Genomic DNA, 25,050 nt, shown 5'->3' on the forward strand with positions numbered 1-25,050 from the left:
TCACGTGAGTAGGGTCGGGTGAACCTCATCCGCGAGTCGATCTCAGGAGTGCCGTGCCGTGAGCAGTGCCGAGAACAGCAACGCCCACACCAGCAGCCCCCGCACGCTGCGCAACTTCGTCAACGGGGAGTTCGTCGCGTCTCGGTCCGACGCCACCTCCGACGTCATCAGCCCCGTCACCGGGAAGGTCGTCGCGACCGCGCCCGTGAGCACCGAGGCCGACGTCGACGCCGCCTACGCCGCCGCGTCGGCCGCCTTCGCAGGGGAGTGGGGCCGGACCACGCCGAGCGAGCGACAGAAGGCGCTGCTCGACTTCGCCGACGCCATCGAGGCGGACGCCGAGAACCTCATCCGCCTCGAAGGGGAGAACACCGGCAAGCCGCACGCACTCACGGCGACGGAGGAGGTGCCGGTCATGGCCGACCAGGTGCGCTTCTTCGCGGGAGCCGCCCGGATCCTCGAGGGCCGCGCGTCCGCCGAGTACATGAAGGGCCACACGTCGTGGATCCGCCGGGAGCCCATCGGCGTCATCGGTCAGGTCACCCCGTGGAACTACCCGATGATGATGGCCATCTGGAAGATCGCCCCGGCCCTCGCGGCGGGCAACACGATCGTCCTCAAGCCGAGCGACACCACCCCCGAGACGACCCTGCGGCTGGCCGAACTGGCCGCGCAGTACCTGCCGCCGGGCACCTTCAACGTCGTCACCGGTGACCGCGAGACCGGTCGCGCGGTCGTCGAGCACCGCACCCCGGCCATGGTGGCCATCACCGGCTCGGTTCGCGCCGGCGTCCAGGTCGCGCGCAGCGCCGCGACCGACGTCAAGCGCGTGCACCTCGAGCTCGGTGGCAAGGCGCCGGTCGTCGTCTTCGACGACGCTGACATCGAGGCCGCCGTCGAGGGCATCGCCGTCGCCGGCTACTTCAACGCCGGCCAGGACTGCACCGCGGCCACCCGCGTGCTCGCCGCCCCGGGCATCCACGACGACTTCGTCGCCGCGCTCGCGGAGTACGCCACGAACGAAGCGAAGGTCGGCCTGCCCGAGGACCCCGATGCCCTCTTCGGTCCGGTCAACAACGCCAACCAGCTCGCCCACGTCACGGGGTTCATCGACCGTCTCCCCGACCACGCCACGATCGCGGCCGGTGGCCACCGCCGGACGGACCTCGGCGAGGGCTTCTTCCTCGAGCCGACCGTGCTCTCCGGGCTGCTCCAGGACGACGAGGCCAGCCAGAACGAGATCTTCGGACCGGTCATCACCGTCCAGAAGTTCACGGACGAGGACGAGGCCGTCGCCTGGGCCAACGGCGTGGACTACGGACTCGCCTCCTCGGTCTGGACCAAGGACTTCGGTCGCGCCATGCGGATGAGCAAGCGGCTCGACTTCGGCTGCGTGTGGATCAACACCCACATCCCGATCGTCGCCGAGATGCCCCACGGCGGATTCAAGCGCTCGGGCTACGGCAAGGACCTGTCGATGTACGGCTTCGAGGACTACACCCGGATCAAGCACGTGATGGCCAACATCGACAGCTGATCACGCACCACCCGCACCACCGGGGTCCAGCCGGCACCCCGCCCCCACAAGTCCGCCCGAACCGAAGGACGCGCTCATGACGCCTCCCCGAATGCCCCGCCGCGGGCTCCCACAGGACCCCACCACGGCCGCTCTCGTGCGCGCGGCCCGCAGCACCGCCCGGGGGAGTGGCCTCAGCCGCCGCTCCCTGCTCGGCACCGCCCTGCTCGGGGGCGGCGCCGCGGCCCTCACGGGGTGCGCGCCGCCCGAGCCGCCGGCTGGCGGTGTCCAGGCGCTCACGCTGCCCAAGGACCTGTCGGCGACGGAGAAGGTGGTCCGTTGGGCCAACTGGACGGCGTACCTCGACTACGACGAGGAGGGCAAGAACTACCCGACCCTCGACGCCTTCGCGAAGAAGAGCGGCCTCACGCCGACCTACTCCGAGGACATCGAGGACAACGACCTCTACTTCAACAAGATCGCGCCGCAGCTGCGCGCCGGCCAGGACATCGGGAAGGACATCTTCACCTTCACCGACTGGATGGCCAACCGGATCATCCGGGACCGGCTCTGTCAGCCGCTCGAGCTGATCCGGATGCCGAACTGCGCCAACCTCCTCGACTCCCTCAAGGAGGTCTCCTTCGATCCCGGCCGCAACAACTCCATCACGTGGCAGTCCGGCATGACGGGGATCGGCTACAACAAGGAGAAGGTCGGCCGCGAACTGAAGTCGCTCGACGACCTGTGGGCCGACGATCTCAAGGGCAAGATCGTCGTGCTCAGCGAGTTCCGCGACACGCTCGGCCTGATCATGCAGCAGCAGGGCGTGGACATCGCCTCCGCCTTCGGGAAGGCCGAGTTCGAGGCCGCCGTCGCGGAGATCGACAAGCGGATCGCCGACGGTCACATCCGCCGCGTCAAGGGCAACTCCTACCTCGAGGACCTCAAGAGCGGCAACGCCGTCGCCGGCATCGTCTGGAGCGGCGACCTCTTCATCCTGCGGGCCGAGACCGAGGACGAGAACTGGGAGTTCGTCATCCCCGAGTCCGGCGGCACGCTGTGGAGCGACAACCTCATGGTGCCGATCACGTCGACGCACCGCCGCAACGCGGAGGAACTCATCAACCACTACTACGACCCGGCAGTGGCCGCCGAGGTCGCGGCGTGGGTCAACTACGTCTGTCCCGTCAAGGGAGCCCAGGCCGAGATGGAGAAGATCGATCCGGAGCTCGCGGAGAGTCCGTTCATCTTCCCCAGCGACAGCTATCTGCGTGAGAACAACGTCCAGGGCTTCCGCGCCCTCGACCCCCAGGAAGACTCGGACTACAGCGCCCTCTGGGCCAAGGTGGTGGGCAACTGATGGGCCTCTTCGGCAGCTCCTCGTCCGGCGGTTTTCGCGACGCCACCGGTGACCTCCACCTCGAGTCGGTGACGAAGCAGTTCGGTGACTTCACCGCCGTCGACGACCTCGACCTCACTGTCCCTCGCGGCTCCTTCTTCGCCCTGCTCGGTCCATCGGGCTGCGGCAAGACGACGACCCTGCGGATGGTGGCAGGTCTGGAACAGCCCACCTCCGGCCGGATCCGGATCGGCGAGACCGACCTCACCGGGTCGCGTCCCTACGAGCGACCGGTCAACACCGTCTTCCAGTCCTACGCCCTCTTCCCGCACCTGACCGTGCGCGACAACGTCGCCTTCGGCCCGAAGCGGCGCGGACTCGCCGACGCCGAGCGGCTCGCCGACGAGTCCCTCGAGCTCGTGCGCATGGGGCACCTGGCCGGCCGCAAGCCGTCGATGATCTCGGGTGGTCAGCAGCAGCGCGTGGCCTTGGCTCGGGCGCTCGTCAACCGCCCGGAGGTCCTCCTGCTCGACGAGCCGCTGGGCGCCCTCGACCTCAAGTTGCGTCGCGAGATGCAGGTCGAGCTCAAGCGGATCCAGACAGAGGTCGGGCTCACCTTCATCCACGTCACACACGACCAGGAGGAGGCCATGACGATGGCCGACACCGTCGCCGTGATGAACCAGGGTCGGATCGAGCAGATGGGTCACCCCGAGGAGCTCTACGACCTGCCGCGCACCGCCTTCGTCGCGACCTTCGTCGGCCAGTCCAACCTCGGCGAGGGCCGCGTGACGGGCCGGGACGGCGCCAACCTCATCGCCGAGGTGGCGGGTACGAGCGTGCGGGTCCCGCTGAACCGCTCCCACGTCGAGGGGGACCGCATCCTCTTCGGTGTCCGGCCGGAGAAGGTGCGGATCAGCGAGGGCCGACCGGTCGACGTCGGTAACGACGTGCGCGCCACGGTTCTCGACGTCTCCTTCACCGGGGTCGCGACCCAGTACCTCGTGCGGGTCCCCAGCGGCGCCGTGTGGGGCGTCTACGAACAGAACCTCGACGTCGAGCGCAACTCGATCCGTCCGGGCGACGAGGTCTGGCTCTCGTGGGAGAGCGGGCACGCCTTCGCCGTGGACGGGTCGGGTCTCGACGGGGCCGAGAGCCCGCGCGGCATCGGCCTGGGTGAGGCCGTCGCCGGGAGCGCCGGAGCGCCGTCGTGAGCGTCGCCCAGGGCATCGGCGCCGCAGCCCCGGCCGGCGGCGTCGGCGGCGAGCCGCACCTCGAGCAGCCCCAGCGCCGAGGGGGGATGACGTGGCTGTTGCTCCTGCCGGGAGTGCTGTGGCTCATCGTCTTCTTCGTCGTGCCGCTCGTGCAGCTCTTCACGGTCTCGCTGCAGAGCGACTTCCCGGGCTACCCGGGTTACTACTACCGGGACCTCAACGTCGGGAACTACGTCGACGCCATCACCGGCTTCGCGGGGCACTTCGGCCGCTCCCTCCTCTTCGGCGGGTTGGCGACCTTCTTCGCCTTCGTGCTGGCCTACCCGCTCGCGTACGCCATGGCCTTCAAGGCCGGCAAGTGGCGGGCCGTGATGCTCATCTGCGTCATCGCCCCCTTCTTCACGAGCTTCATCCTGCGCACCATCGCGTGGCGGCAGATCCTCGCCGACGACGGACCCGTCGCCAGCGTGCTGCGCACCATCCACCTGCTGCCCGGTGACCGCATCACCGAGACCTGGATCGCCGTCGTGGCGGGTCTGACGTACAACTTCCTGCCCTTCATGGTCCTGCCCATCTATGCCTCGCTCGAGCGGGCCGATCCCAAGGTCATCGAGGCCGGTGGCGACCTCTACGGCAACGGCTTCACGACCTTCCGCAAGGTGACCCTGCCGATCAGCATGCCCGGCGTCCTCGCTGGCACCCTGCTCACCTTCATCCCCGCGGCCGGTGACTACGTCAACGCCGAACTGCTCGGGTCGGACCGCAGCACGAAGATGGTCGGCAACGTCATCGAGAGCCAGTTCTTCCGAGTGCCGGGCGGCTATCCCACCGCCGCCGCGCTCTCCTTCACGCTCATGGCGATGATCCTCGCGCTGGTCTTCGTCTACGTGCGCCGCTTCGGCACCGAGGAGTTGGTCTGAGTGCGCACCGTGACCCGTTGGATCGGCGACCGCTTCGCGATGATCGCCGCACTGCTCGTGCTGGTCTACCTCTTCGTGCCGGTGGCGTACACGTTCGCCTTCTCCTTCAACGACTACCGCAAGTCCAACATCGTCTGGAACAGCTCGGCGCCGCCGACGCTCAAGCACTGGAAGGACCCCTGTGGTGCGCCGGGCGTCTGCGACTCGCTCCTCACGTCGCTGCAGGTCGGCGTGCTCGCGACCGTCATCGCGACCGTGCTCGGCACGATGCTCGCCTTCGCCCTCGTGCGGCACCGCTTCCGCGGGAAGGAGGCCGGCAACGTCCTCGTCTTCGTCCCGATGGCGACGCCGGAGATCGTCCTCGGTGCGAGCCTGCTGACGATCTTCGTCCAGGGCTTCTCGCGGGTCGGTCTGCACCTCGGCTTCTGGACGATCGTCATCGCCCACATCATGTTCTGTCTGAGCTTCGTCGTCGTCACGGTCAAGGCGCGCCTGCAGAGCCTCGATCCCCGGATCGAGGAGGCCGCCCAGGACCTCTACGCCGGACCGGGCGGCACCTTCTGGCGGGTGACCCTCCCGCTCGTCATGCCCGGCATCGTCGGCGCGGCCCTGCTGGCCTTCTCGCTGTCCTTCGACGACTTCATCATCACGAGCTTCGTCTCGGGTGACACGACGACCTTCCCGAAGTTCGTCTACGTCTCCTACCTGCGCGGCATCCCGGCCCAGGCCAACGTCATCGGCTTCTCGATGTTCGCCATCGCGGTGGTGCTCGTCGTCCTCGGACAGTTCGTCCTGTCGCGGCGGCGCAGCGGCGCGACCGCCTGACCGCGGGGGCGGCACGGCCAGCCCCAGCACCCACTGAACGTCCCACCCACGAGCAGGAGAACCCATGAGAGTCCTCATGATCGGCGCCGGCGGCGTCGGGGACGCTGCAGCCCGAACAGCCGTCGAGCGCGACTACTTCGAGCGCTGGGTCGTCGCCGACTACGACCTCGGACGGGCCGAGGCGACGGTGGCCGCGGCCAGCGCGCGGCGCCCGGGGGAGACCCGGTTCGTGGCGGCGCAGGTCGACGCCTCCTCGGCGGACGCCGTCAGCGCGCTGGCCAGGGAGCACGGCGCCACGCACGTCTTCAATGCCGTGGACCCGCGCTTCGTCATGCCGATCTTCGAGGGCGCGCTCGCAGCCGGGGCGGACTACCTCGACATGGCGATGAGCCTGTCGCAGCGTCACCCGGAACGCCCGCACGAGCTCACCGGGGTCAAGCTCGGCGACGAGCAGTTCGCGGCCGCGTCGCAGTGGGAGTCGGCTGGCCGGCTCGCCCTGGTCGGGATCGGTGTCGAGCCGGGCCTGTCGGACGTCTTCGCGCGCTACGCGAGCGACCATCTCTTCTCGGAGATCGACGAGCTCGGCACCCGGGACGGTGCCAACCTCACGGTGCACGACGAGCACGGCAACGAGATCTTCGCTCCGGGCTTCTCCATCTGGACCGTCATCGAGGAGTGCCTCAATCCTCCGGTCGTCTGGGAGAAGGGGCGTGGCTGGTACACGACGCCGCCGTTCAGCGAGGGGGAGATCTTCGACTTCCCCGAGGGCATCGGCCCGGTCGAGTGCGTCAACGTCGAGCACGAGGAGGTGCTCCTCATGCCGCGCTTCCTCGACGCGAAGAAGGTCACCTTCAAGTACGGGCTCGGCGAGCAGATGATCGGGATCCTGCGTGCCCTGCACGAGTTGGGTCTGGACTCGACCCAGCCCGTCGACGTCAAGGGTGTCTCGGTGAGCCCGCGTGACGTCGTCGCGGCCTGCCTGCCCGACCCGGCCACGATCGGCCCGCAGATGACCGGCAAGACGTGTGCCGGACTGTGGGTCACGGGCACCGGCAAGGACGGGCAGCCTCGGGCGACCTACCTGTACCACGTCGTCGACAACGAGGTCTCCATGCGCGAGTACGGCGCCCAGTGCGTCGTCTGGCAGACGGCGATCAACCCCGTCGTGGCCCTGGAGCTGCTGGCGAAGGGGACCTGGCGGGCCAGCGGTGTGCTCGGCCCGGAGGCCTTCGACGCCAAGCCCTTCCTCGACCTGCTGGCAGCGCCGAAGCCGGAGGGCTACGGGTCGGCCTGGGGGCTTGAGGACAGGGAGCCGGTGCGGGAGCCGATAGCGACCGCGCAGCGCCCCGAGACCGACTGACCTGCCAACCGAGTGAGTGGCCCGAGACCGACTGACACCTAGGATCGAGAGCATGGCCCCGACGCAGAAGTCCGTCCTGTCCGCCGTCCCCACCGGCCTCTTCATCGGAGGGCAATGGCGCGCCGCCAGCGGGGGCGCGACCCTCGACGTCCACGACCCGAGCACCGGTCGCACCATCGCCACGGTCGCCGACGCCTCGGTCGCCGACGGAGACGCGGCGCTGACCGCGGCCGTGGCCGCGCAGGCCGAGTGGGCGGCCACGCCGCCGCGCGACCGGAGCGAGTTGCTGCGGTCCGCCTTCGAGCTGCTCGTCGAGCGGACCGAGGAGTTCGCTCTGCTCATGACCCTCGAGATGGGCAAGCCCCTGGCCGAAGCGCGCGGTGAGGTCGCCTACGGCAGCGAGTTCTTCCGCTGGTTCGCCGAGGAGGCCGTCCGGATCGGTGGCCGCTACTCGACCGCCCCCAACGGCGCCACGCGGCTGATGACGATGAAGCAGCCCGTCGGCCCCACGCTGATGATCACGCCGTGGAACTTCCCGCTCGCCATGGGCACCCGCAAGATCGGCCCGGCCATCGCCGCCGGCTGCACCATGGTCGTCAAGCCCGCGGCCGAGACGCCGCTGACCATGCTCGCGCTCGCGGGTCTGCTCGAGGAGGTCGGCCTCCCCAAGGGTGTGCTCAACGTCGTCACGACGAGCCGCAGCGGTGAGGTCATGGAGCCGCTCATCCGCGACCCCCGCCTGCGCAAGCTCACCTTCACCGGGTCCACGGCCGTCGGTCAGCGGCTCGTGGAGCAGTCGGCCGAGCAGCTCCTGCGGGTGTCGATGGAGCTCGGCGGCAATGCCCCCTTCCTCGTCTTCGAGGACGCCGATCTCGACCGCGCCGTCGACGGCGCCATGCTCGCCAAGATGCGCAACATCGGCGAGGCCTGCACGGCCGCCAACCGCTTCCACGTCCACGAGTCCGTCGCCGAGGCCTTCGCCGAGAAGTTCGCGGCACGGATGGGCGCGCTCACCCTCGGCAAGGGCACGAAGAAGGGCGTCGACGTCGGCCCGCTCATCACCGAGAAGGCGCGCACCGGTGTCGCGGACCTCGTCGAGGACGCCGTGGCCAAGGGGGCCCGCCCCCTGACCGGCGGCCGCGCCGCCGACGGTCCGGGCTGGTTCTACGAGCCGACCGTCCTGGCGGACGTGCCCGCCGACGCCCGGATGATGCGCGAGGAGATCTTCGGACCGGTGGCGCCGATCGCGACGTTCGCGACCGAGGAGGAGGCGATCCGGCTGGCCAACAGCACGGAGTACGGGCTCGTCGCCTACGTCTTCACGACCGACAACGCGCGCGTCTTCCGCGTGGCCGAGGCGCTGGAGTTCGGGATGGTCGGGATCAACCAGGGCATCGTGTCCAACCCGGCCGCCCCCTTCGGTGGGGTGAAGCACTCCGGCTTCGGCCGCGAGGGTGGCTTCGAGGGCATCGAGGAGTACCTCGAGACCAAGTACGTCGGCATCGCCCTGTGAGTCGGCGCGACACCTCGCCCCGCTCGGGCGACCCCCTGCGGCTGAGCCGTCGCACCCGCGACATCCTGCTGCTGCTCCTCGCGGCGGCAGTCTTCGCGCTGTGGTGGTGGGCATCCTCGAGCGGGGGCGATGACGGCACGAACCGCTCCGGCTCCGAGACGTCCTCGAGCCGTTCGGTGACCCAGGGCTCGTCCGGGGGATCGACCCCGGACTCCGGCTTGGCGACGGTCGCCGAGTCACGTCTGCCGGACGAGGCCCGCGAGGTGCTCGCCCTGATCCGCGTCGGCGGTCCCTACCGCTACGACCGCGACGGCGTGACCTTCAGGAACCGGGAGCGCATCCTCCCGGCGCAGCAGCGCGGCTACTACAAGGAGTACACGGTGCCCACCCCCGGCGAGAGCGATCGGGGAGCGCGGCGGATCGTCGGTGGCGCCGACGGCGACCGCTACTACACCGACGACCACTACGACTCGTTCCGCCAGATCGAGGAAGGACGGTGAGCGGCATGATCACCAGGCTCGGACCCGACGCGGAACTCAGCGCGATCGTCCGTGAGGCGCAGGCGCGTGGACGCGAGGTGAAGGTCGTGCAGGGTGGCGCCGACAAGGCGGGCGCGATGGCCGCCTTCGCCGCGGCGCTCGACTTCCCCGACTGGTTCGGGGGCAACCTCGATGCCCTCTTCGACGGCCTCCACCAGGTCGCCGGCGATGCCGACTGGGACCTCGTCTGGGACGGGACGGCCGCGCTCGCGAACGACCACCCCGACGACTACGCGATGCTCCTGCTCGTGCTCGAGGACTGGGTGGAGGAGTATCCGGGCATTGGCATCACCGTCCTCGAACGTTGAGGATGAGCCCGTGACGACACCCGAGCAGAGCCGCGTGACCCTCTCCCGCATCCTCAGCGCCGCGGATGCGAACCTCCTGGGCAACATCCACGGCGGCAACATCATGAAGTTGGTCGACGAGGCCGCCGGCGTCGTCGCCAACCGCTTCGCGCAGGGGCCCGCCGTGACGGCGCAGATGGACGAGATGACGTTCCTCGCGCCCGTGCGCGTCGGGGACGTCCTGCACGTCAGTGCGCAGATCAACTGGGCCGGCCGGAGCTCGATGGAGATCGGCGTCCGCGCCGAGTGCGACCGCTGGGACGCCGTGACGGAGCGGGTTCACGTCTCCTCCGCCTACCTCGTCTTCGTCGCCATCGGCCCCGACGGGGAGACACGCGAGGTCCCCGCCCTCGAGATCGTCACGGACGAGGAGCACCGTCGCCACCGCGAGGCGCAGATCCGCCGCGAGCACCGCCTCGCCCGCCGCGACGCCATCGCGAGCTCGCGCACGACCGACTGACTGCTCGGCTGGGAGTACAGGGTGCTCGCGCGGCTGAGAGAATGACGCCGTGACTGCACCCCGCCGCATCATCCTGCTCGGCTCCACCGGCTCCATCGGCACCCAGGCGCTCGACGTGATCGGGCGGAACGCCGACCGGTTCACGGTCGTCGCCCTCGCGGCCGGGGCCAACCTCGACCTCCTCGCCGAGCAGGCCGTCGCCACGAGGGCGCCGGTCGTGGCCGCCGCCACCGGCACGGTCGAGCAGGTGCGCGACGCCATCGCGGCCAAGGTCGCCGCCAGTGCGACGCCGGGGCCGGAGTACCACCCCGAGATCCTCGTCGGCCCGGACGCCGCGACGGAGGTCGCCGGCCGTGACGCCGATGTCGTCCTCAACGGGATCACCGGGTCGATCGGCCTGCGCCCCACGCTGGCGGCGCTCGCCGCGGGCAGCACCCTCGCCCTGGCCAACAAGGAGTCGCTCATCGTCGGCGGCCCGCTGGTCAAGGCCGTCGCCCGGCCGGACCAGATCGTCCCGGTCGACTCCGAGCACAGCGCCATCGCCCAGTGCCTGCGCGGTGGCCGCGCCCAGGAGGTCCGGCGGCTCATCGTCACCGCGAGCGGTGGCCCCTTCCGTGGCCGCACTCGGGACGAACTGACCGAGGTGACGCCGGAGCAGGCCCTCAAGCACCCGAACTTCGCCATGGGTCGGGTCGTCACGACGAACTCGGCCACCCTCGTCAACAAGGGACTCGAGGTCATCGAGGCGCACCTGCTCTTCGACATCCCCTTCGACCGGATCGACGTCACCGTCCACCCGCAGCAGATCATCCACTCGATGGTCGAGTTCGTGGACGGCTCCACCCTCGCCCAGGCCGGTCCGCCGCGGATGCTCGTGCCGATCGCGCTGGGGCTGTCCTGGCCGGAGCGGCTGCCCGACGTCGACGTCCCGTGCGACTGGAGCACGGCCGCGACGTGGGAGTTCGCCCCGCTCGACGACGAGGCCTTCCCGGCGGTCCGCCTGGCCCGCCGCGTGGGGGAGGCCGGGGGCACCTTCCCCGCCGTCTACAACGCGGCGAACGAGGTCGCGGTCGACGCCTTCCACGACCGTGCGATCCCCTTCACGGCCATCGTCGACACCGTCGAGCGCGTCGTCGAGGCACACGACGGGAGTGCTTTCGACGCCTCGAGCGTTGACGGGGTGATCGCCGCTGACGCCGATGCGCGCGCGGCCGCCCGTCGCCTGCTCGGGCTCGATCCCAGCCGGAAGTGAGACCCTAGGACCATGACGTACCTCCTCGGCGTGCTGCTCGTGGCCGTCGGCATCGGCTTGTCGATCGGATTGCACGAGATCGGCCACCTCGTCCCGGCGAAGAAGTTCGGGCTCCGCGTGCCGCAGTACATGATCGGTTTCGGTCCGACCCTGTGGTCGCGCAGGTTCGGGGAGACGGAGTACGGCGTCAAGGCGATCCCGCTCGGGGGCTACATCCGGATGATCGGGATGTTCCCGCCCCGGCCCGGGCAGGACCCGATGATGATGCGGAGCTCGAGCACGGGCCGCTTCAATCAGCTCATGGACGAGGCCCGCAAGGCCAGCCTCGAGGAGATGCGCCCCGGCGACGAGAACCGCGTCTTCTACCGGCTGTCGACGCCCAAGAAGGTCGCCATCATGATGGGCGGACCGCTGATGAACCTGCTCATCGCCGTCATCATCTTCACGGGCATCTTCACCCTGCACGGCATCTCCACGACGACCCCGCAGCTCGCGAGCGTCTCCGAGTGCGTCGACTTCACGACGGCCGCGCAGTCGACGAAGACCGAGTGCACCCCGGACATGCAGGACTCGCCCGCGCACGCGGCCGGCCTCCTGCCCGGTGACACGATCCGCTCGATCAACGGGACGCCCACCCGCACGTGGGACGACGTGCGGGCCGCGATCCGCACCAACCTCGACAAGCCGATGCGGCTCGTCGTCGACCGGGACGGGCAGGAGCTGACGAAGACGGCCGAGCCGATCGTCCTCGACCTGCCGGTCTACGACGACAGCGGCCGCGTGGTGGAGGACGCGGACGGCAACGCCGTGACCGAGAAGGCGGGCTTCCTCGGCACGACCGGGACTCAGGTGCTCCAGCGGCAGCCGGTGACGGCGGTCCCCGCGCTCCTGGGGGACCAGGTCAAGCAGACGGTCGTGGCCGTCGCCCAGATCCCGAGCAAGCTCGTCGGCGTCTATCACGCCGCCTTCTCCGGCGCCGAACGTGACGCCGAGTCGCCGATGTCCGTCGTCGGCGTCGGGCGCGTGGCCGGCGAGGTCGTCTCCGCCGAGGAGCTCGGCGGCGTCACCGACAAGGCCATCTTCCTGCTCGGCCTCATCGGTTCGCTCAACTACATGCTCTTCGTCTTCAACATGATCCCGCTGTTGCCGCTCGACGGCGGTCACGTCGCGGGGGCGCTGTGGGAGGGGCTCAAGCGGACCTGGGCCCGGCTGCGCGGCCTGCCCGATCCGGGGCACGTGGACGTGGCGAAGGCGCTGCCGGTCGCCTATGCCGTCGCGAGCGCCTTCATCGTCATGACCGTGCTGCTCGTCTACGCGGACCTCGTCAACCCGGTCCGGCTGCTCGGCTGAGCCATCACCGGCTGAGCCGTGATTGCCGGCGTACTGGCCCGGCGCTGGCGTGACGCCCCGAGCACGCCGCCGACGACGAGCGCGCCACCGACGAGTTCGAGCGGCGCGGGCACCTCGCCGAGGAGCAGCCACGCGAGCGCGATGCCGGTCACGGGGACGAGCATGGAGAACGGCGCCACGGTCCCGGACGGGTGGCGGGCCATGAGCCAGGTCCAGATGCCCGAGCCGACGACGGTGGCCAGGAGGGTCGTGTAGGCCAGCCCCACCCAGGCGGGGATCGCGGCCGTCGTCATCGAGTCGGCGAGGGCGGTCCCGATCCGCTGCGGGCCCTCGACGAGGAGCGAGAGCAGGAGCATCGGGACGGGCGGGATGACCGTCATCCACATCGTCAGGTGCAGCGGCTTCGGGGCCGCGGCCTGGCGGGAGGCCAAGTTGCCGATGGCCCAGCCGAGACCGGCCATGAGCGTCAGGACGAAGGGGAGCAGCCCCGCTTGCGCGTCGAGGCGCTGCGAACCGACGACCGCCATGCCGAGGGCGGCCACGGCGACACCGGCCGCGGCGCGCGGGGAGAGCCGCTCACCGAGCAGGAGGGCGCCCAGGACCACGGTGAAGGGGGCCGAGCTCTGCAGCACGAGCGAGGCCAGACCGGTCGGCATGCCCGCGTCCATGGCGAGGTAGAGGAAGGCGAACTGCAGGATGCCGAAGCCGATGCCGTAGCCGACGAGCCAGCGTGTGGGGACCTGCGGGCGGGGGACGAAGAGCAGCGTCGGTATCGCCATGAGGAAGAAACGCAGGGCCGAGCACAGGAAGGGCGGGAAGATCTCGAGCGAGGCGTGGATGGCGATGAAGTTCGCGCCCCAGAGGACGGCGACGACGACGGCGAGAAGGCGGTGGCGGATGGGCACGCCCCGATGGTGCGCCGCGAGGGCCATGTAGGACAAGCGAATCATTCTGGATGATCAACGTAGGCTTCCTACATGGACATCAGGCACCTCGAGTTGCTGCGGGACCTGCGCGAGCGGGGGAGCCTCGCCGCGGTGGCGGCGGCCACCCACCGCACCCCGTCGGCGTTGTCGCAGCAGTTGCGGACGGCGCAGCGGGCGGCCGGGGTGCCGCTCGTCGAGCCGGACGGCCGCGGGCTGCGGTTGACCGAGGCGGGCGAACTGCTCGCGGACGGAGCCGACGACGTCGCGTCCGCCCTGGCTCGGGTCGAGGCGCGGCTGGACGAGCACCGCGGGACCCCGAACGGCACGGTCCGCGTGGCCGGCCTCCCGAGCGGGCTCACCGCCCTGCTACCCGGGGCGCTCACCCTGCTCGGCGACAGTGAGGTGCAGCTGGAGGTCGACGACCGCGACCTCGCGGAACAGGACTACGCCGCTGCCGTCGCCGACGCCGACATCGTCGTGGCGCACTCCCTCCTGGGCGAGGTGCCCGTCGGCAGCGAGGGACTACACAGCACGGTCCTCGTCCGGGAGCCCCTCGACGTCGCGGTGCCACCGGACCACCCGCTCGCCCGGCGCGCCGAGCTGCGGCCGCGCGACGTCGTCGACGAGGCGTGGATCGCCGTGCCCGAGCACTACCCCTTCGACACCGTGCTCCAGCGCATCGAGTCCAGCTGCGCGCGCCCCCTTCGTCGTCGGATGCGCGTCCGGGACAACCAACTCGTCGCCGCCCTCGTCGCGCACGGGGAGGGCCTCGCCCTGCTCCCGAGGTACACGACTCGCAGCGCCGACGAGTTCGTGCTGCTTCCGCTCACCGGGGTCCCGTCGGCGCGGTGGATCGTCGCGCTGTCCCGGCCGGACCGGGCCGAGCGGGCTGCGGTGCGACTCGTGACCCGGCAGCTCGCTCGGGCCGGGGCGGCGCTGATGGGGGAGCGCATCACCTGAGCCCCCCGCTGGCCAGCAGCACACCGTTTGGTCAGCAGCACACCGACAACGGTGTGCCACTGGGCAAACGGTGTGCCACTGGGGGAGGCGGGTGGCGGCGCCGCGTGGAGAAGTGCCGGAGCCTGAGAGCCGCATCCGGCGAGGTGGGGGATACTGGCGGCATGACTGTTGGACTCGGAATGCCGCCCCTGCCTCCGCCCGTGCTGGCGCCGCGCCGCAAGACCCGCCAGATCAAGGTCGGGAAGGTCGGCGTCGGCAGCGACTCGCCCATCTCGGTGCAGTCCATGACGACGACGCCGACGACGGACATCAACGCCACCCTCCAGCAGATCGCCGAGTTGACGGCCGCCGGTTGCGACATCGTGCGTGTGGCGTGCCCCAGCCAGGACGACGCCGATGCCCTGCCGCAGATCGCGAAGAAGTCGCAGATCCCGGTCATCGCCGACATTCACTTCCAGCCGAAGTACGTCTTCGCGGCCATCGACGCCGGGTGTGCGGCTGTCCGGGTCAACCCCGGCAACATCCGCAAGTTCGACGACCAGATCAAGGAGATCGCCCGCGCCGCGAAGGACGCCGGCGTCTCGATCCGGATCGGCGTCAACGCCGGTTCGCTCGACAAGCGCATCCTCGAGAAGTACGGCAAGGCGACCCCCGAGGCCCTCGTCGAGAGCGCCGTCTGGGAAGCCAGCCTCTTCGAGGAGCACGACTTCCACGACTTCAAGATCTCGGTCAAGCACAACGACCCCGTCGTCATGGTGCAGGCCTACGAGCAGCTGGCCGCCCGCGGCGACTGGCCGCTCCACCTCGGCGTCACCGAGGCCGGTCCGGCCTTCCAGGGCACGATCAAGTCGGCGACCGCCTTCGGCGCACTGCTCTCGAAGGGGATCGGCGACACCATCCGCGTCTCCCTCTCGGCCCCGCCGGTCGAGGAGGTCAAGGTCGGCAACCAGATCCTCCAGTCGCTCAACCTCAAGCCGCGCAAGCTCGAGATCGTCTCCTGCCCCTCGTGCGGTCGCGCCCAGGTCGACGTCTACACGCTCGCGGAGCAGGTGACCGCTGGGCTCGAGGGCATGGAGGTGCCGCTGCGCGTCGCCGTCATGGGCTGCGTCGTCAACGGTCCGGGGGAGGCCCGCGAGGCCGACCTCGGTGTTGCGTCCGGCAATGGCAAGGGCCAGATCTTCGTCAAGGGTGAGGTCATCAAGACCGTGCCCGAGAGCCAGATCGTGGAGACCCTCATCGAGGAGGCCATGCGCATCGCCGAGGAGATGGGCGAGGGCGCCGACGGTCAGTCCGCCGGCGCCCCCTCCGTCACGGTTGGCTGACGCCCGGCCCGCGATGGGTTCGCGGGCCGAGGTGCTCGCCGATCTCGCAGCCCGCATCGGTGCTGTTGGCGTCGGTGCGCCTCAGCGCGTCGCCGTGGCCATCGACGGCGTCGACGGTGCGGGCAAGACGGTCCTGGCGGACGAGCTCGCCGCCGTCCTCGCGCCGCGACGTCACGTCGTGCGGGTCAGCATCGATGGGTTCCACCGCCCGGCGGCCGAGCGCTACGCACGGGGTCGCGGCCCGGACTCCTTCTACCTCGACTCGTACGACGACGGGGCGTTCCTCCGATCGGTGATCGACCCCTTCCGCTCGGGCCGTGACGTCGTGCCCGCCGTGCACGATGTCGCGGCCGACCGGCCCGTCACGCCGGCTCCCCTCGAGGTGACTCCGACGAGCGTCCTTCTCGTCGACGGCATCTTCCTGCAGCGGCCGGAGCTCGCCGCGGTGTGGGATGCCGTCCTCTTCGTCGATGTCCCGTTCACGGTGTCGGTGCCCCGGGGCAACGGCCGGTTCCCCGGCGAGCACGACGACGACCCCGAGGCGGAGTCCAACCGCCGCTACGTCGAGGGCCAGCGGCGCTACCTCCGCGAGTGCGACCCCCGCGGCCGAGCGACGTGGGTGTTGGACAACACCGACCTGAGCCGGCCCGTCGTGGTCCATGGGTGAACGCCGTGTCCACCCGTGAACGCCGACCCCGCCCGTTCACCCGAGTTCCTTAGGATCGGGCCGACACGAGACCCGATCCCACCCAGCAGGAGCCTCCCCACGTGGACGACGTGACACCCGACAACGTCACCCCGCAGGTCCCGTCCCTCCTCGCGGGCGAACGAGCACCGCGACCGCGCACCCTCCTCGACATCCTTGACGAGCAGATCGCGGCGCATCCCGAGGCGCCGGCGCTCGACGACACCCGGTCGGTCCTGACCTACGCCGAGCTCGCCGATGAGGTCGAGGCCATGGCCCGAGCGCTGGCTGCCGCCGGTGTGCGCCGCGGTGACAAGGTCGGCGTCCGCGCCCCTTCGGGCACCCATGACCTGTACGTCGCCATCCTCGGCGCCCTGCGCGCCGGGGCGGCCTACGTCCCCGTCGACGCGGACGACCCGCAGGAGCGGGCCGACCTCGTCTTCGGCGAGGCGCAGGTCGCGGCCATCGTCGGCGCGGAGCGCGCCATCACGACGCTGCGCCCCACGGCGGCGGACGCCGAGGCGCCCGCCGCCGACGACCTGCCCGTCGTCACGCCCCAGGACGACGCGTGGGTGATCTTCACCTCGGGCTCCACCGGCGTCCCGAAGGGGGTCGCCGTCACTCACCGGTCGGCGGCCGCCTTCGTCGACGCGGAGTCGCGGATGTTCCTCCAGGCCGAACCGCTCGCGCCGGGCGACCGCGTGCTCGCGGGGCTGTCCGTCGCGTTCGACGCCTCGTGCGAGGAGATGTGGCTCGCATGGGCGCACGGCGCCTGCCTCGTGTGCGCGCCTCGGGCCCTCGTCCGCAGCGGCGTCGACCTCGGCCCGTGGCTCATCACCCAGGGCGTCACCGCCGTCTCGACCGTCCCGACCCTCGCCGCGTTGTGGCCGCCGGAGGCCCTCGAGAACGTACGCCTGCTCATCTTCGGCGGGGAGGCCTGCCCGCCCGAGCTCGGCGAGCGGCTCGCGATCGACGGTCGCGAGGTCTGGAACACCTACGGGCCCACCGAGGCCACGGTCGTCGCGTGCGGCGCCCTCCTCACGGGTGAGGCACCCGTCCGGATCGGCCTGCCGCTCGACGGCTGGGACCTCGTCGTCGTGGACCAGCACGAGCAGCCGGTCGGACCGGGGGAGACGGGGCAGCTGATCATCGGCGGCGTCGGCCTCGCCCGCTACCTCGACCCCGCCAAGGACGCGGAGAAGTTCGCCCCCATGCCGACGCTCGGCTGGGAGCGGGCCTACCGCAGCGGCGACCTCGTCGTGAATGACCCGGAGGGTCTCCTCTTCGTCGGCCGCGCGGACGAGCAGATCAAACTCGGCGGGCGGCGGATCGAGCTCGGCGAGGTCGACGCCGCACTCCAGGCGCTCGCCTCCGTGCACGGCGCCGCCGCCGCGGTGCAGCGCACCGGCGCCGGCACCGACGTCCTCGTCGGCTACGTCGTCCCGTCGGACCCGGCGACCTTCGACAAGGAGGCCGCGCTCACCCGCCTGCGGGCCGAGTTGCCGGCCGCCCTCGTGCCGCTGCTCGCCGTCGTCGACGACCTGCCCACGCGCACCTCCGGGAAGGTCGACCGCGCGGCCCTGCCATGGCCCCTGCCCGCCGAGGCCGGCGCGACCGACGCACTCAGCGGCACCGCGTCGTGGCTCTCCGGCGCCTGGACCGAGGTGCTCGGGGTCCAGGTCGCCGACCCCTCGGCGGACTTCTTCGATCACGGCGGCCGCAGCCTGTCCGCGGCGCGCCTCGTCTCCCTCCTGCGGGGTCGCTACCCGACGGTGACCGTCGCCGACCTCTACGCGCACCCGCGCCTGGGGGCCCAGGCGGCGATGCTCGAGGCCATGGAGCCCGGCGCCGACGAACCGGCCAGCCCCACCCGCGACGTGCGGCCCATCCCCGCCTCGGCCCAGTTCTTCCAGACGGCGATCACGCTCGTGCTGCTGACGATCACGGCTCTGAAGTGGTTCACCGGCGCCGTCACGATCAGCAACGTCCTGGCCACGACGACCGAGGCGACGTGGCTGCCGCAGTTGTCCTGGTGGTGGGTCGGCCTGGGCTGGCTGCTCTTCCTCAGCCCGGTGGGCCAGATGACCCTCTCGGCCGTCGGTGCCCGGCTGCTCCTGGTCGGGGTGCGCCCGGGGACCTACCCGCGCGGCGGGAACGTGCAGATGCGGCTGTGGGCCGCCGAGCGATTCACCCAGGCGCTCGGGGCGGTCAGCCTCGCCGGCGCCCCGTGGATCGTCTACTACGCTCGCGCGCTCGGCGCCGACATCGGCCGCGGCGTCGACCTGCACTCGCTCCCGCCGGTCACCGGCATGCTCACCCTCGGCGACGGCTGCTCCATCGAGCCCGAGGTCGACCTCTCCGGTTACTGGATGGACGGCGACGTCCTCCACGTCGGCACCGTGAAGGTGGCCGCCGAGGCGACCGTCGGCGCCCGGAGCACCCTCGGCCCCGATGTGAAGGTCGGCCGCGGCGCCACCGTCGAGGCCGGCTCGACGGTCCTCGCGGACGTCCCCGCGGCGCAGGTCTGGTCCGGCTCGCCGGCCGTGCGCGTGGAGGCCTCGCGCGCCGCCAAGGGCTGGCCGACCGAGCGACCGCGCCGCGCCGTGCACTGGGCATGGGTCTACGGGCTGTCGTCGGGCCTGCTTGCGCTCCTGCCCCTGATCGCCGTCGCCCCGGCGCTGCTGCTGGCCGGGCAGATCGTCCTGCGTGCCGACGACGCGGCATCCGCGATCGGACGCACCTTCGCCGTCGTGCCCCTCGCGACGGTGCTCGGCATGCTGGGTCTGGCACTGCTCACCATCGTCATCGTGCGTCTGCTCGCCATCGGACTCACCGAGGGCTACCACCCCGTGCGCAGCCGCGTGGGATGGCAGGTCTGGGTCACCGAGCGGCTCCTCGACCAGGCCCGCACCCTCCTCTTCCCGCTCTACGCCAGCCTCATCACGCCGGTCTGGCTGCGGGCCCTCGGCGCGAAGATCGGCAAGGACGTCGAGGCGTCGACCGTGCTGTTGCTGCCGAGCATGACGACCGTCGCCGACGGGGCCTTCCTCGCCGACGACACGCTCATCGCCGGCTACGAGCTGCGCCACGGATGGATGCACGTGGCCGCCGCGAAGGTCGGCAAGCGCGCCTTCCTCGGCAACTCCGGCATGACCGCCCCCGGCCGCCGCGTGCCCAAGAACGGGCTCGTCGCCGTGCTGTCGGCCGCCCCCGAGAAGTCCAAGCGCGGGTCGAGTTGGCTGGGCAGTCCGCCGGTGCGGCTGCGGCGCGAGGCGCACGACGCCGACGTCGAGCGCACCTACAAGCCGCCGACGAAGCTCAAGGTGCTGCGCGGCCTCGTCGAGCTGTGCCGGGTCGTGCCCGTCATGGTCAGCGTCGCCATCGGCGCGGCCGTCCTCATCGCCGAGTTGTGGCTCGTCGAGCGCGGGGGAGCGGTCGCGGCGATCCTCCTGGGCGGGGTCCTGCTCGCCGTCGCGGGCGCCGTCGCCGCGGCGGTCACGACCCTGGCCAAGCGCGTCGTCGTCGGCCCGATCCCGGCCAGTGACCACCCACTGTGGAGCTCCTTCGTGTGGCGCAACGAGGTCGTCGACACCTTTGTCGAGACCGTCGCCGGGCCGTGGTTCGCGTGGGCCGCGACCGGCACGCCGGCCATCAACGTGTGGCTGCGCAGCCTCGGGGCGACCATTGGGAAGGGGGTCTGGTGTGAGACCTACTGGCTGCCCGAGGCCGACCTCGTCACGCTCGCCGACGGCGTCACCGTCAACCGGGGGTGCGTCCTCCAGACCCACCTCTTCCATGATCGAATCATGAGCATGGACACCGTCACCCTCGACCACGGTGCGACCCTCGGGCCGCACAGCGTCATCCTGCCGGCCGCTGGCCTCGGCACGGCGGCGACCATCGGCCCGGGGTCGCTCGTCCTGCGCGGCGAGGTCGTGCCCGCGCACACGCGCTGGACCGGCAACCCCATCGCCCCCTGGGTGGTCGACGCGTGAGCCCCAAGCGCCAGGACGAGGCCGGCACCGACCCCTACGTCCCGGGTCACGGCGACGCGACCTTCGCCGTCCGCCACTACGACCTCGAGCTGGACTACCGGATGTCGAGCAACAGGCTCGTCGGTCGGGCCCGTCTCGAGGTGACGACCCGGCGCTCCGTGGGCCGACTCGAGCTCGACCTCGCCGGCGGCCTCACCGTCGCCAAGGTCACCGTGGGGGGACGCGCCGCCAAGTACCAGCACCGGGGCGACCGCCTGCGGATCGCTCTCCCCGACGACGTCGCGAAGGGGACCGACCTCGAGGTCGTCGTCCGCTACGCGGGGAACCCCACTCCGCTCAAGAGCGACTGGGGCTCGGTCGGCTGGGAGGAGCTCGAGGATGGGGTCATCGTCGCGAGCCAGCCCAGCGGTGCGCCGTCGTGGTACCCGTGCAACGACCACCCGCGCGACAAGGCGACCTACGCCATCACCGTGATCGCCGACTCGCCCTACACCGTCATCGCCAACGGGACGCTGCGCTCGCGCAAGTCCAGTGGCAGCCGCACGACGTGGCGCTACGAGCAGCCGGAGCCGATGGCCAGCTATCTCGCGGCGGTGCACGTCGGCCAGTACGACGTCATCGAGGTCCCCGGCGACGGCGGGCGCCAGCGCGCCGCGCTGCCGAAGGGGCTGCGCGAGCGATTCACGACCGACTTCGGCCGCCAGCCGGCCATGATGCGCCTTTTCGAGGAGCTCTTCGGGCCCTACCCCTTCGGGCACTACACCGTCGTCGTCACCGCGGACGACCTCGAGATCCCGCTCGAGGCCCAGGGGATGTCGACCTTCGGCGCCAACTACGTCGACGGCAAGCGGACCGAGGAGCGGCTCGTCGCCCACGAGCTGGCGCACCAGTGGTTCGGCAACAGCCTGACCGTCGGCAACTGGCGCGACATCTGGCTCAACGAGGGCTTCGCCTGCTATGCCGAGTGGCTCTGGGCTGCGCGCGCCGACGACGTGCCGATCGAGGAGTCCGTCCGCAAGCACCACCAGCGGCTGGCCCGCCTCGACCAGGACTTCGCGATCGCGGACCCCGGTCCGGAGTTGATGTTCGACGATCGCCTCTACAAGCGCGGGGCGGTGACCCTGCACGCCATCCGTTGCGCCCTCGGCGACGAGACCTTCTTCGACATGCTGCGCGACTGGGTGGCCACGCACCGGCACGGGAACGTCACGACGGAGCTCTTCCGCGAGCACGTGCGCGGCTTCCACCGCGGCGAGGGCGTCGACGAACTCTTCAGCGCGTGGCTGGTGGACACCGACCTTCCGCCGTTGCCCACGCCGGAGCGGCGCGCGTCGTAGTCTGACCTCGTGCTGCGGACGACGTCGACGCCTGTTCGCGCCCTGACGTCGGCCGACCGCGACAAGGCGCTGGAGCTCTGCGCGCGCGATCCCGCGGCCAACGTCTTCGTCGCCGCACGCATCCTCGACGGTGCGCTGGACTCCGGGGTGCCGTCGCTGTGGGGCGTCGACGAGGACGGCGACCTCGCCGCCATGGTGTGGGCACTGGCCAACGTCGTGCCCGTCGAGACGACCGCGTCGTCGCGGGCGGTGCTGGCCGACCGGGTCCGTCGCCACCGTCGCCGGTGTGCGTCCTACCTCGGACCGAGCGACCAGGTCCTGCCGCTGTGGGAGCTCACCGGACCGCATCTCCTGCGGCCCCGCGCGATCCGCGCCAGCCAGCCGCTCATGGGCATCACCGGGCCGCCGCTCGGTGCCATCGACCCGCGGGTGCGCCCCGGCCGCCCGCACGAGGTCGACCTCGTACTCCCCGCCTCGGCGCGGATGTTCACCGACGAGATCGGCTACCCGCCCTACGTCGGCGACGAGCGCCCCTACCGCGCGGCCCTGCGCCGACTCCTCGAGGCGGGTCAGACCTACGTCGTCGTCGAGCGCGGTGAGGTCATCTTCAAGGCCGACGTCGGGTCGGTCGCCCTCGGCTGTGCCCAGGTCCAGGGGGTGTGGCTCGCGCCGGGGCTGCGGGGACAGGGGCTCGCGGCCGGGCTCATGGCGGCGGTCATCGAACAGATCCGCGCGGACCACGCGCCCTTCGTCACGCTCTACGTCAACGACTTCAATGTCGCCGCGCGGGCGACCTACCGCCGGATCGGCATGGTCGAGATCGGCGAGTACGCGACCATCCTGTTGTGAGGGACGCACCGGTTGTTCCGGACGTACCGGTTGTGACGGACACGCAGTGTGCTGCTGAGATGTACCCATGAGCCGACGTCGCCCCGCCCACGCCCTGACCACCCCGGCCGCCCCGCTCTCGAAGGACGTCGCCGGACTGGCCGCGATCCTGCTCGCGTCGGGTGCCGCCCACCTCATCCGCCCGCGGACCTACGAGGCGATCATCCCCACGCCGCTGGCCTCCCGGAGCCGGGAGCTCGTGCTGGCCTCCGGGGTCGCGGAGCTCGCCTGCGGCGCCGCCCTGCTCCACCCCCGCACGCGGAAGGTCGCCGGCCTCGCCAGCGCCGCGCTGCTCGTGGGCGTCCTGCCGGCCAACATCCAGATGAGCGCCGACCAGGCCAAGCGCGCGCAGCGCAAGCAGGACGCCGGGTCGACGGCCCTCTTCGCCGGGACCCTCGCGCGGCTGCCACTGCAGTGGCCGATGATCCGCACCGCCCTGCGCGCTGCCGGCCGCCTCTGACGTCGGCGCCCGCCGCGCCGGATATCCTTCGTCAGTTCCCCACCAGCACCAGGAGTCAGCCCCGTGGCCATGCGCATGTCCTCCCTCTTCCTGCGGACCCTGCGGGACAACCCCGCGGACGCCGAGGTCCCGAGCCACCAGCTCCTCGTGCGGGCGGGCTACATCCGCCGCGTCTCGCCTGGCATCTACACCTGGCTGCCGCTGGGTCTGAAGGTGCTCCGCAACGTCGAGCAGATCGTCCGCGAGGAGATGGACGCCATCGGCGCCCAGGAGCTCCTCTTCCCGGCGCTGCTGCCCAAGGAGCCCTACGAGGCGAGTGGCCGCTGGGATGAGTACGGCGACAACATCTTCCGGCTCAAGGACCGCAAGGGCAACGACTACCTGCTCGGCCCGACGCACGAGGAGATGTTCACCCTCGCGGTCAAGGACCTCTTCAGCTCCTACAAGGACCTGCCGCTGTCGATCTACCAGATCCAGACGAAGTACCGCGACGAGGCGCGTCCGCGCGCCGGCATCCTGCGCGGCCGTGAGTTCGTCATGAAGGACTCCTACTCCTTCGACGTCGACGACGCCGGTCTCGACAAGGCCTACACGCTGCACCGGGACGCCTACATCCGGATCTTCGACCGCCTCGGCTTCCACTACGTCATCGTCGAGGCGATGGCGGGCGCCATGGGCGGCAGCCGGTCCGAGGAGTTCCTCGCGACGGCCGAGAACGGCGAGGACACCTACGTCCGCTGCACCTCGTGTGGCTACGCGGCCAACGTCGAGGCCGTCCGGGTGCCCGTGCCCGACGCCGTCGACGCGAGCGGGCTCCCGGCCGCGCACGTCGAGGACACCCCCGACACCCCGACGATCCAGACGCTCGTCGACCACCTCAACGAGGCCTACCCGCGCGAGGACCGCGCGTGGACGGCGGGTGACACCCTCAAGAACGTCATCGTCATGCTCGTCCAGCCCGACGGCACCCGCACCCCGCTGGCGATCGGCCTGCCCGGCGACCGCGAGGTCGACGAGAAGCGCCTCGGCGCCCAGGTCGAGCCCGCCGAGGTCGCGGCCTTCGAGGAGAAGGACTTCGCCGCCCACCCCGAGCTCGTCAAGGGCTACATCGGGCCCGGCGCCCTCGGCGAGGAGGGCACGAGCGGTGTCCGCTACCTCCTCGACCCTCGCGTCGTCCCCGGTACGAGCTGGGTCACCGGCGCCAACGAGGCCGGCCGCCACGTCATCGGTCTCGTCGCAGGTCGCGACTTCACGGCCGACGGCACCATCGAGGCCGCCGAGGTGCGCGCCGGCGATGCGTGCCCGTCGTGCGGGCACGACCTCGAGACCGCCCGCGGCATCGAGATGGGTCACATCTTCCAGCTCGGCCGCAAGTACGCCGAGGCGCTCGACCTCAAGGTGCTCGACGAGAACGGCAAGCAGGTCGTCGTCACCATGGGCTCCTACGGCGTCGGCGTCTCGCGCGCCGTGGCGTGTGTCGCCGAGGGCAACCACGACGAGCTCGGTCTCGTCTGGCCGCGCGAGCTCAGCCCGGCCGACATCCACATCGTCGCCACGGGCAAGGACCAGTCCGTCTTCGACAAGGGCGAGGAGCTGACCCGCGAGCTCGAGGCGCGCGGCGTCTCCGTCCTCTTCGACGACCGGTGGAAGGTGAGCCCCGGCGTGAAGTTCAAGGACTCCGAGCTCATCGGCATCCCGACGATCCTCGTCGTCGGTCGTGGCCTCGCCGACGGTACGGTCGAGATCAAGGACCGCCGCACGGGTGACAAGCGTGAGGTGCCCGTCGACGAGGCCGTCGACGCGGTGCTCGCGGAGCTCGGCCGCTGACGCCCTCCGCCCGTC

General features: G+C 71.0%; 21 protein-coding genes. 20 read left to right on the forward strand and 1 reads right to left on the reverse strand.

Annotated elements, in window-relative coordinates; all coding sequences use genetic code 11:
• The first annotated feature begins 58 nt into the window (after window positions 1-58).
• From ACQBAS_RS03900 to ACQBAS_RS03955, 12 genes are all read left to right on the forward strand, one after another.
• Window positions 59-1,537 (forward strand): gamma-aminobutyraldehyde dehydrogenase, encoded by a 1,479-nt coding sequence (locus ACQBAS_RS03900; RefSeq protein WP_427385076.1) that lies wholly within the window; start codon window positions 59-61, stop codon window positions 1,535-1,537.
• A 76-nt stretch (window positions 1,538-1,613) separates the two neighbouring features.
• Window positions 1,614-2,876: an ABC transporter substrate-binding protein gene (locus tag ACQBAS_RS03905; protein WP_427385077.1), complete on the forward strand. Its 1,263-nt coding sequence runs from the start codon at window positions 1,614-1,616 to the stop codon at window positions 2,874-2,876.
• Window positions 2,876-4,069: an ABC transporter ATP-binding protein gene (locus tag ACQBAS_RS03910; protein WP_427385078.1), complete on the forward strand. Its 1,194-nt coding sequence runs from the start codon at window positions 2,876-2,878 to the stop codon at window positions 4,067-4,069. The genes ACQBAS_RS03905 and ACQBAS_RS03910 overlap by 1 nt, the downstream gene beginning before the upstream one ends.
• Window positions 4,066-4,989, forward strand: a complete 924-nt coding sequence (locus ACQBAS_RS03915; RefSeq protein ID WP_427385079.1) for an ABC transporter permease — start codon at window positions 4,066-4,068, stop codon at window positions 4,987-4,989. The genes ACQBAS_RS03910 and ACQBAS_RS03915 overlap by 4 nt, the downstream gene beginning before the upstream one ends.
• Window positions 4,990-5,814, forward strand: a complete 825-nt coding sequence (locus ACQBAS_RS03920; RefSeq protein WP_427385080.1) for an ABC transporter permease — start codon at window positions 4,990-4,992, stop codon at window positions 5,812-5,814.
• A 64-nt stretch (window positions 5,815-5,878) separates the two neighbouring features.
• On the forward strand, window positions 5,879-7,174 hold the full coding sequence (locus ACQBAS_RS03925; protein ID WP_427385081.1) for a saccharopine dehydrogenase family protein: 1,296 nt from the start codon (window positions 5,879-5,881) through the stop codon (window positions 7,172-7,174).
• Window positions 7,175-7,226: 52 nt separating this feature from the next.
• Complete coding sequence (locus ACQBAS_RS03930; protein WP_427385082.1) at window positions 7,227-8,687, forward strand: NAD-dependent succinate-semialdehyde dehydrogenase; 1,461 nt, start codon at window positions 7,227-7,229, stop codon at window positions 8,685-8,687.
• Entirely contained in the window at window positions 8,684-9,187 is a 504-nt protein-coding gene (locus ACQBAS_RS03935) for a ribonuclease domain-containing protein (RefSeq protein ID WP_427385083.1), read from the forward strand. The genes ACQBAS_RS03930 and ACQBAS_RS03935 overlap by 4 nt, the downstream gene beginning before the upstream one ends.
• Before the next feature lie 5 nt (window positions 9,188-9,192).
• Window positions 9,193-9,534, forward strand: coding sequence for a barstar family protein (locus tag ACQBAS_RS03940; RefSeq protein ID WP_427385577.1), 342 nt, complete (start codon window positions 9,193-9,195; stop codon window positions 9,532-9,534).
• A gap of 10 nt (window positions 9,535-9,544) precedes the next feature.
• Window positions 9,545-10,033, forward strand: coding sequence for an acyl-CoA thioesterase (locus tag ACQBAS_RS03945; protein ID WP_427385084.1), 489 nt, complete (start codon window positions 9,545-9,547; stop codon window positions 10,031-10,033).
• Window positions 10,034-10,082: 49 nt separating this feature from the next.
• Window positions 10,083-11,285: a 1-deoxy-D-xylulose-5-phosphate reductoisomerase gene (gene dxr, locus ACQBAS_RS03950; protein WP_427385085.1), complete on the forward strand. Its 1,203-nt coding sequence runs from the start codon at window positions 10,083-10,085 to the stop codon at window positions 11,283-11,285.
• A gap of 12 nt (window positions 11,286-11,297) precedes the next feature.
• Entirely contained in the window at window positions 11,298-12,635 is a 1,338-nt protein-coding gene (locus tag ACQBAS_RS03955; protein ID WP_427385086.1) for a M50 family metallopeptidase, read from the forward strand.
• Here ACQBAS_RS03955 and ACQBAS_RS03960 read toward each other — a convergent pair.
• Window positions 12,596-13,540, reverse strand: coding sequence for an EamA family transporter (locus ACQBAS_RS03960; RefSeq protein WP_427385087.1), 945 nt, complete (start codon window positions 13,538-13,540; stop codon window positions 12,596-12,598). The two genes, ACQBAS_RS03955 and ACQBAS_RS03960, sit on opposite strands and share 40 nt — an antisense overlap.
• A 72-nt stretch (window positions 13,541-13,612) precedes the next feature.
• Here ACQBAS_RS03960 and ACQBAS_RS03965 point away from each other — a divergent pair, with 72 nt between their 5' ends.
• From ACQBAS_RS03965 to ACQBAS_RS04000, 8 genes are all read left to right on the forward strand, one after another.
• Window positions 13,613-14,521 carry a LysR family transcriptional regulator gene (locus ACQBAS_RS03965; RefSeq protein WP_427385088.1) on the forward strand — a complete coding sequence of 303 codons (909 nt, stop codon included), beginning with the start codon at window positions 13,613-13,615 and terminating at the stop codon, window positions 14,519-14,521.
• 161 nt (window positions 14,522-14,682) lie between these two features.
• On the forward strand, window positions 14,683-15,843 hold the full coding sequence (gene ispG, locus ACQBAS_RS03970) for a flavodoxin-dependent (E)-4-hydroxy-3-methylbut-2-enyl-diphosphate synthase (protein ID WP_427385089.1): 1,161 nt from the start codon (window positions 14,683-14,685) through the stop codon (window positions 15,841-15,843).
• Window positions 15,836-16,510 (forward strand): uridine kinase, encoded by a 675-nt coding sequence (locus ACQBAS_RS03975; RefSeq protein WP_427385090.1) that lies wholly within the window; start codon window positions 15,836-15,838, stop codon window positions 16,508-16,510. Before ispG ends, ACQBAS_RS03975 begins: the two co-directional genes overlap by 8 nt.
• Before the next feature lie 101 nt (window positions 16,511-16,611).
• Window positions 16,612-20,523, forward strand: coding sequence for a Pls/PosA family non-ribosomal peptide synthetase (locus tag ACQBAS_RS03980; protein WP_427385091.1), 3,912 nt, complete (start codon window positions 16,612-16,614; stop codon window positions 20,521-20,523).
• Window positions 20,520-21,860 carry a M1 family metallopeptidase gene (locus tag ACQBAS_RS03985; RefSeq protein WP_427385092.1) on the forward strand — a complete coding sequence of 447 codons (1,341 nt, stop codon included), beginning with the start codon at window positions 20,520-20,522 and terminating at the stop codon, window positions 21,858-21,860. Before ACQBAS_RS03980 ends, ACQBAS_RS03985 begins: the two co-directional genes overlap by 4 nt.
• A 9-nt stretch (window positions 21,861-21,869) precedes the next feature.
• A complete protein-coding gene (locus ACQBAS_RS03990) occupies window positions 21,870-22,709 on the forward strand; it encodes a GNAT family N-acetyltransferase (RefSeq protein ID WP_427385093.1) in 840 nt (279 codons plus the stop codon).
• Between the two features lie 67 nt (window positions 22,710-22,776).
• Window positions 22,777-23,208 (forward strand): DoxX family protein, encoded by a 432-nt coding sequence (locus ACQBAS_RS03995; protein ID WP_427385094.1) that lies wholly within the window; start codon window positions 22,777-22,779, stop codon window positions 23,206-23,208.
• Between the two features lie 63 nt (window positions 23,209-23,271).
• Window positions 23,272-25,035 carry a proline--tRNA ligase gene (locus tag ACQBAS_RS04000; protein ID WP_427385095.1) on the forward strand — a complete coding sequence of 588 codons (1,764 nt, stop codon included), beginning with the start codon at window positions 23,272-23,274 and terminating at the stop codon, window positions 25,033-25,035.
• The last annotated feature ends 15 nt before the right edge of the window (window positions 25,036-25,050 follow it).

The organism is Janibacter zhaoxuefangae, assembly GCF_050271985.1.
Lineage (GTDB): Bacteria > Actinomycetota > Actinomycetes > Actinomycetales > Dermatophilaceae.

Bases quoted from the DNA above. Each gene is read 5' to 3' on its own strand.
- ispG (WP_427385089.1), top strand. From the start codon at position 14,683: ATGACTGTTGGACTCGGAATGCCGCCCCTGCCTCCGCCCGTGCTGGCG.
- ACQBAS_RS03995 (WP_427385094.1), top strand. From the start codon at position 22,777: ATGAGCCGACGTCGCCCCGCCCACGCCCTGACCACCCCGGCCGCCCCG.
- ACQBAS_RS03930 (WP_427385082.1), top strand. From the start codon at position 7,227: ATGGCCCCGACGCAGAAGTCCGTCCTGTCCGCCGTCCCCACCGGCCTC.
- ACQBAS_RS03925 (WP_427385081.1), top strand. From the start codon at position 5,879: ATGAGAGTCCTCATGATCGGCGCCGGCGGCGTCGGGGACGCTGCAGCC.
- ACQBAS_RS03940 (WP_427385577.1), top strand. From the start codon at position 9,193: ATGATCACCAGGCTCGGACCCGACGCGGAACTCAGCGCGATCGTCCGT.
- ACQBAS_RS03955 (WP_427385086.1), top strand. From the start codon at position 11,298: ATGACGTACCTCCTCGGCGTGCTGCTCGTGGCCGTCGGCATCGGCTTG.
- ACQBAS_RS03905 (WP_427385077.1), top strand. From the start codon at position 1,614: ATGACGCCTCCCCGAATGCCCCGCCGCGGGCTCCCACAGGACCCCACC.
- ACQBAS_RS03965 (WP_427385088.1), top strand. From the start codon at position 13,613: ATGGACATCAGGCACCTCGAGTTGCTGCGGGACCTGCGCGAGCGGGGG.
- ACQBAS_RS03910 (WP_427385078.1), top strand. From the start codon at position 2,876: ATGGGCCTCTTCGGCAGCTCCTCGTCCGGCGGTTTTCGCGACGCCACC.